The 9,211-nt window shown below is 38.5% G+C and carries 15 protein-coding genes; 14 read left to right on the forward strand and 1 reads right to left on the reverse strand.

Annotated features, from left to right (window positions below; genetic code table 11):
* Positions 1-9: 9 nt before the first annotated feature.
* The 12 genes from cvfB (at position 10) to FRX51_RS04185 (ending at position 6,713) form a co-directional block, all read left to right on the forward strand.
* Positions 10-867 carry an RNA-binding virulence regulatory protein CvfB gene (gene cvfB / locus FRX51_RS04135; RefSeq protein ID WP_146496088.1) on the forward strand — a complete coding sequence of 286 codons (858 nt, stop codon included), beginning with the start codon at positions 10-12 and terminating at the stop codon, positions 865-867.
* 63 nt (positions 868-930) lie between these two features.
* Positions 931-1,440: a peptide-methionine (S)-S-oxide reductase MsrA gene (gene msrA, locus FRX51_RS04140; RefSeq protein ID WP_146496090.1), complete on the forward strand. Its 510-nt coding sequence runs from the start codon at positions 931-933 to the stop codon at positions 1,438-1,440.
* Positions 1,437-1,652: a YozE family protein gene (locus FRX51_RS04145; RefSeq protein WP_146496093.1), complete on the forward strand. Its 216-nt coding sequence runs from the start codon at positions 1,437-1,439 to the stop codon at positions 1,650-1,652. Before msrA ends, FRX51_RS04145 begins: the two co-directional genes overlap by 4 nt.
* A 21-nt stretch (positions 1,653-1,673) precedes the next feature.
* Entirely contained in the window at positions 1,674-2,621 is a 948-nt protein-coding gene (locus FRX51_RS04150) for a PhoH family protein (protein ID WP_146461506.1), read from the forward strand.
* A gap of 1 nt (position 2,622) precedes the next feature.
* On the forward strand, positions 2,623-3,099 hold the full coding sequence (locus tag FRX51_RS04155) for an NUDIX domain-containing protein (RefSeq protein ID WP_146461504.1): 477 nt from the start codon (positions 2,623-2,625) through the stop codon (positions 3,097-3,099).
* An 81-nt stretch (positions 3,100-3,180) separates the two neighbouring features.
* Positions 3,181-3,372, forward strand: coding sequence for a hypothetical protein (locus FRX51_RS04160; RefSeq protein WP_146496095.1), 192 nt, complete (start codon positions 3,181-3,183; stop codon positions 3,370-3,372).
* Between the two features lie 20 nt (positions 3,373-3,392).
* A complete protein-coding gene (locus tag FRX51_RS05890; RefSeq protein WP_261379795.1) occupies positions 3,393-3,515 on the forward strand; it encodes a hypothetical protein in 123 nt (40 codons plus the stop codon).
* A 189-nt stretch (positions 3,516-3,704) separates the two neighbouring features.
* On the forward strand, positions 3,705-3,983 hold the full coding sequence (locus tag FRX51_RS04165; protein ID WP_146496097.1) for a hypothetical protein: 279 nt from the start codon (positions 3,705-3,707) through the stop codon (positions 3,981-3,983).
* Positions 3,946-4,188, forward strand: coding sequence for a hypothetical protein (locus tag FRX51_RS04170; protein ID WP_146496099.1), 243 nt, complete (start codon positions 3,946-3,948; stop codon positions 4,186-4,188). The genes FRX51_RS04165 and FRX51_RS04170 overlap by 38 nt, the downstream gene beginning before the upstream one ends.
* 266 nt (positions 4,189-4,454) lie before the next feature.
* Positions 4,455-5,369 (forward strand): LysR family transcriptional regulator, encoded by a 915-nt coding sequence (locus FRX51_RS04175; RefSeq protein ID WP_146496101.1) that lies wholly within the window; start codon positions 4,455-4,457, stop codon positions 5,367-5,369.
* Positions 5,366-5,821 carry a signal peptidase II gene (lspA, locus tag FRX51_RS04180; RefSeq protein WP_146496103.1) on the forward strand — a complete coding sequence of 152 codons (456 nt, stop codon included), beginning with the start codon at positions 5,366-5,368 and terminating at the stop codon, positions 5,819-5,821. The genes FRX51_RS04175 and lspA overlap by 4 nt, the downstream gene beginning before the upstream one ends.
* Entirely contained in the window at positions 5,811-6,713 is a 903-nt protein-coding gene (locus tag FRX51_RS04185; RefSeq protein WP_398587305.1) for an RluA family pseudouridine synthase, read from the forward strand. The genes lspA and FRX51_RS04185 overlap by 11 nt, the downstream gene beginning before the upstream one ends.
* Positions 6,714-6,756: 43 nt before the next feature.
* Here FRX51_RS04185 and FRX51_RS04190 read toward each other — a convergent pair whose 3' ends face one another.
* A complete protein-coding gene (locus FRX51_RS04190) occupies positions 6,757-7,206 on the reverse strand; it encodes a YueI family protein (RefSeq protein WP_146496105.1) in 450 nt (149 codons plus the stop codon).
* Positions 7,207-7,381: 175 nt separating this feature from the next.
* Here FRX51_RS04190 and eno point away from each other — a divergent pair, with 175 nt between their 5' ends.
* Together eno and FRX51_RS04200 are read left to right on the forward strand one after the other, a co-directional pair.
* Positions 7,382-8,689 carry a surface-displayed alpha-enolase gene (gene eno / locus FRX51_RS04195; protein WP_146461496.1) on the forward strand — a complete coding sequence of 436 codons (1,308 nt, stop codon included), beginning with the start codon at positions 7,382-7,384 and terminating at the stop codon, positions 8,687-8,689.
* Between the two features lie 92 nt (positions 8,690-8,781).
* A partial coding sequence (locus FRX51_RS04200) for a YSIRK-type signal peptide-containing protein (RefSeq protein ID WP_186627117.1) occupies positions 8,782-9,211 on the forward strand: 430 nt, incomplete at its 3' end.

Genomic DNA, 9,211 nt, shown 5'->3' on the forward strand with positions numbered 1-9,211 from the left:
TAAGGAAATATGGAAAAATTACTAGCAAGAGAAGTAACAGGTCTTGTGACCGATGAAAATCAGGATTTTTACTTTGTTCAAAAAGAAGGGGTCACTCTGGCCCTATCAAAAAGTGAAGGTCAGCATGAACTAGGTGAAATGGTTAAAGGCTTTGTCTATACTGATATGCGACAAAAATGGCGTTTGACGACTTTGCCAGTCACTGCAAGTCAGACCACTTATGGTTGGGGAGTGGTAACAGAAGTTCGTCGTGATCTAGGTGTTTTTGTTGATACAGGTTTGCCAGATAAGCAAGTCGTTGTATCCTTAGATATTTTACCAGAACTCAAGGAGCTTTGGCCTAAAAAGGGCGATAAACTCTATGTCTGTCTTGATGTGGATAAAAAAGGACGAATTTGGGCTATACCAGCTCAGCCAGAAGTTTTTCAAAAATTAGCAGGACCAGCCTATGACAATATGCAAAATCAGCAGTGGCCAGCCATTGTCTATCGTTTGAAATTGTCTGGCACCTTTGTCTATCTGCCTGAAAATAATATGTTAGGCTTTATCCACCCTAGCGAACGTTACCAAGAGCCACGTCTCGGTCAGGTGTTAGATGTTCGTGTGATAGGTTATCGTGCGGTGGATCGGACCTTGAACTTGTCCTTGAAACCTCGTTCATTTGAGATGTTGGAAAATGACGCTCAGATGATTTTGACCTATTTACAGGCCAATGGAGGCTTTATGACACTGAATGATAAATCTTCGCCAGACGATATTAAAGCCACTTTTGGCATTTCCAAAGGACAATTTAAGAAGGCTTTGGGTGGTTTGATGAAGGCAGGTAAAATCAAACAAGATAGTTTGGGAACAGAATTGATTGATTAGGGCTAAAATCTCGGTTTTTCTGAGATTTTTTGCTACAATAAAGAAAACTAAGGAGGTAAGTTTATGGAGAGAGCGATTTTTGCAGGTGGTTGTTTTTGGTGTATGGTGCAACCATTTGAAGAAACCAAAGGTGTTTTGTCAGTTCGCAGTGGCTATACGGGTGGGCATGTGCCTAATCCAACTTATGAACAGGTATGTTCTAAAACGACAGGTCATACAGAGGCTGTTGAGATTATCTTTGATCCGAGCCTGTTGTCTTATACTGACTTAGTTGAGTTGTACTGGCGACAAACAGATCCTACAGATGCCTTTGGACAATTCCAAGATCGTGGTGACAGTTACAGACCTGCTATTTTTTATACCAGTGAATCACAACGAGATATTGCTGAAAAATCAAAGGAAAATTTAGCGAATTCTGGACGATTTGATCAGCCAATCGTGACAACGATTGAACCCGCTCAGACCTTTTATGAAGCAGAAGAGTATCATCAAGATTTTTATAAAAAAGATCCGTTCCGCTATGCTTTGTCTAGTAAAATTCGTCATGATTTCTTGGAGAAAAACTGGTCATGAGAAAATCTTTCTACACTTGGTTGATGACTCAGAGAAATCCGAAAAGTCAAGAAACAGTCGCCATTTTGGCAGATTTTGTTTTTGACGATAGTACCTTTCCCAAGCATAGCAATGAGTTTGAAGTAATTAGTCGTTATTTAGAAGACGAAGCGAGTTTTGCCTTTAATCTCAGTGAATTTGATCGCATTTGGGAGGATTATTTGGCTCATTAAGGAGCCATGAAGGAGTGTTAGTTGCAAGAGAAAACAATAGATATCAAGTTAAATCATCCTGAAGATGCCTTGGCACTTTTTGGGAGCAATGAACGGCATTTAGGATTATTAGAAGAACAGTTGGCAGTGACCATTCATGTTGGAACGGAATGGTTGCAGGTTCTTGGCTCAGCAGAAGCAGTAGAACAAACACGTTTGGTCATTCAAGCCCTTTTGGTCTTGGTGGGACGTGGCATGTTAATCAATACATCTGATGTGGTGACAGCTATTTCTATGGCGAAAAATGATGAGATTGACAAATTTATTGCCTTGTATGAAGAAGAAATCATCAAGGATTTTGCGGGTAAACCCATCAGAGTTAAGACTTTGGGGCAAAAGATTTATACTGACAGTGTCAAGAATCATGATATTGTGTTTGGGATTGGCCCTGCTGGGACTGGAAAAACCTTTTTAGCAGTGACCTTGGCAGTGACTGCTCTTAAACGTGGGCAGGTTAAGCGAATTATCCTAACGCGTCCAGCCGTTGAAGCAGGTGAAAATCTAGGCTTTCTGCCTGGTGATTTGAAAGAAAAGGTTGATCCTTATCTGCGTCCAGTCTATGATGCCCTGTATCGAATTTTGGGCAAAGAGCAAACCACTCGATTGATGGATCGAGAAATCATCGAGATTGCTCCCTTGGCGTATATGCGTGGTCGAACCTTGGATGATGCCTTTGTCATTCTTGATGAAGCCCAAAATACAACCATCATGCAGATGAAGATGTTTTTAACACGTCTTGGTTTTCAGTCTAAGATGATTGTCAATGGAGATGTCAGTCAGATTGATTTGCCTAAAAATGTTAAGTCAGGCTTGATTGATGCCACTGAAAAATTAGCCAAGGTCAGAGCTATTGATTTTGTACATTTTTCAGCCAAGGATGTGGTGCGTCATCCTGTCGTAGCTGAAATTATCAAGGCTTATGAGGAGTGACATGACAGACTACATTTCTTTTATCCGTTCAAAAGTTGGTCATGATAAGGTATTTCTCAACTTTTCAGTGGGCATTTTGACTGACCAAGCAGGTCGTATTCTTCTCCAAAAGCGATCTGACTTTGTTGGTACTTGGTCATTGTTAGGTGGTTGTTGGGAACTAGGCGAAAGCTCGATTGATGCACTCAAGCGAGAGTTTATGGAAGAGTCAGGTATTGAGATTGACGTTTTAGAATTACTCAACGTTTACACTAACTATGAAGAGAACTATCCAAATGGCGACGTGGCTCAGACAGTTGGATTTCTTTATAGGGTCAAAGCAGTTAAGGACTTTGACATCACAGGCTTTACTAATGAAGAAACGTTAGCTTTAAATTTTTTCTCGGAGAAGGATTTAAGTCAAATCAAAATCATTAGTCCCCAGCAAGAATTGATGATTAAAGAATATTTTACCAATAGTTTTGGGTTAGGGCATTGAAGGTAAGTTTTAATACAGTTCTTTCAGAATGAGAAGATTAGAGTTTTGATATAGTTGTCTGTCAAAAGTATGGGAGATATTATGGAAATAATGGCTATACCTAACAAAGAAACATTGATTTTTTATAATCAAGTTCGTCCTTGGATTGTTTCAGGTGAGATGAACAATGGTATTATGAATTATCGATTTTCTGAGGATACTCCAAAGGAAATTTTAGATTTATTTAGTGAGATTAAAAGTCATTTTAGTTATCCGTGTATAATGATTTATTAAAAAATTAAGGAGGTATTATCATGGAAATAATGGCTATGCCTAGCAAAGAATTGTTGATTTTTACAAAACAAATCCGTCATCCTGAAATATTAAAGCTTTATCAAGATATTAAAGTCAAAACTAGATTTTGTTTACTAAAATAATCAAGCTTTATCCATCTTAATAAACTTGTTACTTTTTAAAATACATGACTTTTGATATTTATCGTTAGTGTTGCTATGCAACTCAATAATGTGCGATGTTCGGAGACTTCTACCGTCCATTTCTCTATAAAATATTTAGCCTGTTGTTTTTTCAAATTTTGAAAAAGCTAACTGTTGAAAGGATGACTTGTGAAAATCTTAGATGCTAAAAACTTCAATCACCGTCTAGTGATGACTTTAGATCAAGCTTTACCAGAGAATTTTGCAAACCATTCTCAAGTTTCTGTTGATGATCATGTCTTCAAGGATGCTTTAATTGCAATGATTTCAGGTCAAACGTCACGTCGTATATTGTCTGTTCAATGTGATGATTTTGTTGATGTTTTAGGAAAAGAGTTGACTATTAATAGATGCTTAGGAGGAAAGATTGATGGCCAAACTCGATCGACAACTGATTTCCCTTTATAAAATTAAAGATTCTGATACGCTTCGTCAATATTTAGCAGTAAGTGGAACTTGTAAGGGTGTAGCGACAGTAGATAAAGTGACCTTGGTTTATAGCTATGAGGGTGATGAATTAGGTAAATTTGAACATTTTGTTAAGGACACCTTGTTGCGTAGTGTGATACAAAATAAGGTCTTGCCTGATAAAATTGTTCATGGTTTTGGATGATAGGCTAATCTATTTATAATAGGAGACTATTATTCTTGAATGGCAGTAGTTTCAGACACTTATATAACTGGTTGAGTTAAATCGTCTTATCTCAGTGGTAGCAATTAGCAGGTTAGAGTTGACCTGCTTTTTATGTTGTGGCAGTGTAGATTATTTAGAGAAGTCTTATCGTCAAAAAATCTGTCGTTACAATTAGACAGAATTTTGGATTGAATGATTAGCTGATAAGTTATATAATAGTAACATTAACGATAGGAAAGATGTCAATGAATATTCAACAATTACGCTATGTGGTGGCTATTGCTCGCAGTGGTAGCTTTCGTGAGGCAGCTAGTAGTTTATTTGTCAGCCAACCTAGTTTATCGGTAGCGGTCAAAGACTTGGAAGAAGAACTAGGATTTAAAATCTTTAATCGACTAGCGACAGGTGTGGTCCTGACTAAGCGTGGAAAAGTTTTTTTAGAAAAAGCACAAAAGCTAGTCACTAACTTTGAAAGTTTTGAAAATCAATATTCTCAGCTAATTGGACGAGATAAAGAATTTTCGATTGCTAGCCAACACTATGATTTTTTACCGATTCTGATGCTAGAATTTACAAGGACTTACCCTGAGTACAATCAGTTTCGACTGTTTGAGTCAACGACTGTTCAGATTCTTGATGAAGTGGCTGAAGGCTACAGTGAGTTGGGTTTGATTTATCTTAATGAGCAAAACCGTTCGAATCTCTTAACTAAAATGGAGCAAGATGGTTTGGAATTTGTTGATTTAACCAATTTTCAAACCCATATTTATCTGCGATCAGATCATCCATTGACGGCAAAAGATACGTTAACGATTGATGATTTGGCTAATTTACCTACCGTACGTTTTACCCAAGAAAAAGACGAATATCTCTATTATTTTGAGCATTTAGTTGATCGTAGTCAAAGTTCCACGATTTTCAATGTGACAGACCGAGCCACTCTAAACACGCTTTTACTAGGAACAGATGCCTATGCGACTGGTTCAGGTTTTGTGGAGCAAAAGTCGGATAAGATTGTGACACGTCCACTAGCAGACGATTCGCTCAATCAGTTAGTCTATGTGAAGCGTTCTGAGATGGCTTTGTCGCCTTGTGCAGCACGTTTTGTTGAGGTCATGTCGGCTTATTTCGGGCATAAGAAAGAAGAGGATGAGGCATGAGAAAGGTGATTATATCTCTTAGTATTTTACTTTTGCTTGGTTTAGATCAGTTAGTTAAATTTTGGGTGGTAGCTCAGATTAGCCTAGGTCAGTTAAGAACGTTTTTACCAGGTTTAGTTAGTCTAACTTATTTGAGAAATTACGGGGCAGCTTTTTCTATGCTTCAAAACCAATATGCTCTATTTTTCTTGGTGACATTTGTTGTCATAGGGGGAGCAGTTTATTACCTGTATAAGCAATTAAATGGTTCTTGGTGGCAAATTTGGGGGTTGGTTTTGATTATTGCAGGTGGTTTGGGAAACTTTGTTGACCGTTTGCGTCAAGGCTATGTCGTTGATATGTTCCAATTTGATTTCGTTGAGTTTGCTATTTTTAATGTAGCAGACATCTACTTGACCTTTGGTGTTTTATTATTGTTATTGGTGTTTTGGAGAGAAGAAAATGAAAATTGAAATTCATGAGCAGGTAGTTGGTAGTCGCTTAGACAAGGTTTTAGCCGATTTGACTCCCCTATCACGTTCTCAAGCGAATGAGGCGATTAAAAATGGAATGGTTTTGGTTAACAATCAAGTAAAAAAAGCCAAATATGCTGTGCAGTTAGGGGATTGTATTACTTATCAACTACCTAAAGAAAAAGAAGTAGCGTATGTCGCAGAAAATCTTCCTTTGGAGATTATCTATGAAGATAACCATGTTGCAGTCGTGAACAAACCTCAAGGTATGGTGGTGCACCCGTCAGCCGGTCATGTTTCAGGGACTTTGGTTAATGCACTGCTTTACCATATCAAAGATTTATCAACTATCAATGGGGTTGTGCGTCCAGGGATTGTTCACCGTATTGATAAGGATACGTCAGGCCTGTTGATGATTGCCAAAAACGACCAAGCCCATCAAGCCTTGGCGAATGAACTTAAAGAAAAAAAATCTCATCGCCAGTATTTAGCCTTGGTTCATGGCAATCTTCCAAATGATCGTGGTGTGATTGAAGCACCGATTGGTCGCAGTGACAAGGATCGTAAAAAACAAGCCGTGACGGCTAAGGGCAAGGAAGCCGTGACACGTTTTCAAGTCTTGGAACGCTTTGGCGACTATACTTTAGTATCAGTTGTTTTGGAAACTGGTCGTACCCATCAAATTCGTGTTCACATGGCTTATATTGGTCATCCAGTGGCAGGAGATCCGCTATATGGCCCAAGAAAAACACTTAAAGGACAAGGCCAATTTCTTCATGCTCAAACCTTGGGATTTACTCATCCAGTTACAGAAGAATTTTTGACATTTGAAACAGATGTCCCTGAAATTTTCAAAGAAACTCTGGACAAATTGAGATCAAGCAACCAGTAATCTTGATGTATATAATAAAAAGCTAGGCCAAAGTCCTAGTTTTTTATTTGCCAAATATTTTTTGGAAAAATGATTTTTTAGCAGTGGGTTGTTGAGTGGTTTCAGGTTCTTGTGGGAGATAGTCGCTGATGTTGTTGTAGTCTAAATTGACGGCATGGTCGGTATGGACAATCAAAGCAAAGGGTGATTGAGCTTGACTTTCATTGACAATGGTTGCACTAGCTTCTTGTTCTTGAGACAGTTTAAGGTAGGTCATTTGCTGTTTCAGGTCTAGTTTAGGTGATATTTTGACAGAGATAGGTGTGTGCTGACTGCTGATTTGTCGTAAGATTTGGGGAAAATTGCAGATAACAGTGTCCTTACTTGCGTCATCTATTTTAAGAGCCAAAATCACTCGTTCTTCAAAGGTTCCCAAAAAATAGCGTTGTTGGTCAGGGTCTAGACGGTGTTCTGCCGTAGCAGCCTCCAAAATTTTTTGTTCAAGATTTTCCATAATAACTCCTTAACATGATGTCTTTAAATTATTGTATCATCAAACTATGAGTAAAACCAGTTTTCGTGTCCTTTCAAATGATTTTTTCAAAAGATGTTGTCTTTGGTTTGCTTAATGTTTAGAATTATGATATGATAAAAAAGTAACAAATTAAACTCATAAGGAGAGTAATATAATGTCAATTATTACTGATGTTTACGCTCGCGAAGTCCTTGACTCACGCGGTAACCCAACACTTGAAGTAGAAGTTTATACTGAATCAGGTGCTTTCGGACGTGGTATGGTTCCTTCAGGAGCTTCTACTGGTGAGCATGAAGCGGTAGAACTTCGTGATGGTGATAAATCACGTTACCTAGGTCTTGGTACTCAAAAAGCAGTGGACAACGTTAACAATGTGATTGCAGAAGCACTTATTGGTTATGATGTTCGTGATCAACAAGCAATCGACCGTGCCATGATCGCTCTTGATGGTACACCAAACAAAGGTAAACTGGGTGCGAATGCTATTCTTGGTGTTTCTATTGCTGTTGCTCGTGCAGCTGCAGACTACCTTGAAGTACCACTTTACAGCTACCTTGGTGGTTTCAATACAAAAGTTCTTCCAACACCTATGATGAACATTATCAACGGTGGTTCACACTCAGATGCTCCAATTGCATTCCAAGAGTTTATGATTATGCCAGTTGGTGCACCAACTTTCAAAGAAGGACTTCGTTGGGGTGCAGAAGTATTCCATGCCCTTAAGAAAATCCTTAAAGAACGTGGTCTTGTGACAGCTGTTGGTGATGAAGGTGGATTTGCACCTAAGTTTGAAGGAACTGAGGATGGGGTAGAAACAATTCTTAAAGCTATTGAAGCTGCTGGTTATGAAGCAGGTGAAAATGGTATCATGATTGGTTTTGACTGTGCGTCATCAGAATTCTACGATAAAGAGCGTGGTGTTTACGATTATACTAAATTTGAAGGGCCAGGAGCTGCTGTTCGTACATCAGAAGAGCAAATTGCTTACCTTGAAGAATTGGTTAACAAATACCCAATCATTACAATCGAAGATGGTATGGATGAAAATGACTGGGATGGCTGGAAAGCTCTTACAGAGCGTCTTGGCGATCGCGTTCAATTGGTTGGTGATGACTTCTTCGTAACAAATACAGAATATCTTGCAAAAGGTATTAAAGAAGGTGCAGCTAACTCAATCCTTATCAAAGTTAACCAAATCGGTACATTGACTGAAACATTTGAAGCTATTGAAATGGCTAAAGAAGCTGGTTACACTGCAGTTGTGTCACACCGTTCAGGTGAAACTGAAGATTCAACAATTGCTGACATCGCAGTTGCAACTAATGCTGGTCAAATCAAAACAGGTTCATTGTCACGTACAGACCGCATTGCTAAATACAATCAATTACTTCGTATCGAAGATCAACTTGGAGAAGTTGCAGAATACAAAGGTATCAAGTCATTCTACAACTTGAAAAAATAATTGATCATAGAGCTCTCTAATCTTGTTTAGAGAGCTTTTATTGTTTTGATGAGCAATAAAAGGTCATGCGATTATTTAATAGAGGAGATCCGATGAATAAAATATTAAAGTCAGGTTTATTCAATAGATGTTTGAAATTTTCCATTCGTAAATTGTCAGTAGGAGTTGCATCGTTAGCGATAGGAGCTTTCTGGGTGGGAAGTTCTGCAACACCAACTTTTGCGGATACCGTTACTACAGGGGATTTGACTCATAGTCCTTTGGTGCAATATCACTATGTGACCCAAGATGAGTTGACGGCTGAAGAAGAACAATTGATTCAAAATGGTTTGCCCCAAAATCATGATGTGCATTGCCACAACTACTATTTGGTGTATCGTCCAACGAATCAAGGCATTCTGCCAAAAACAGCAAGTGAATCACTTTCTCTTTTGACCATGGCAGGTGAAGTCTTGTTTGTCGTTTTGGGGCTTAGTGTCATTGTAACCAGTAAGGGTAAAAAGGAGCGCATAGTTTCTTCGA

The sequence above is a fragment of the Streptococcus sp. sy010 genome, assembly GCF_007859175.1.
Classification (GTDB): Bacteria; Bacillota; Bacilli; order Lactobacillales; family Streptococcaceae; genus Streptococcus.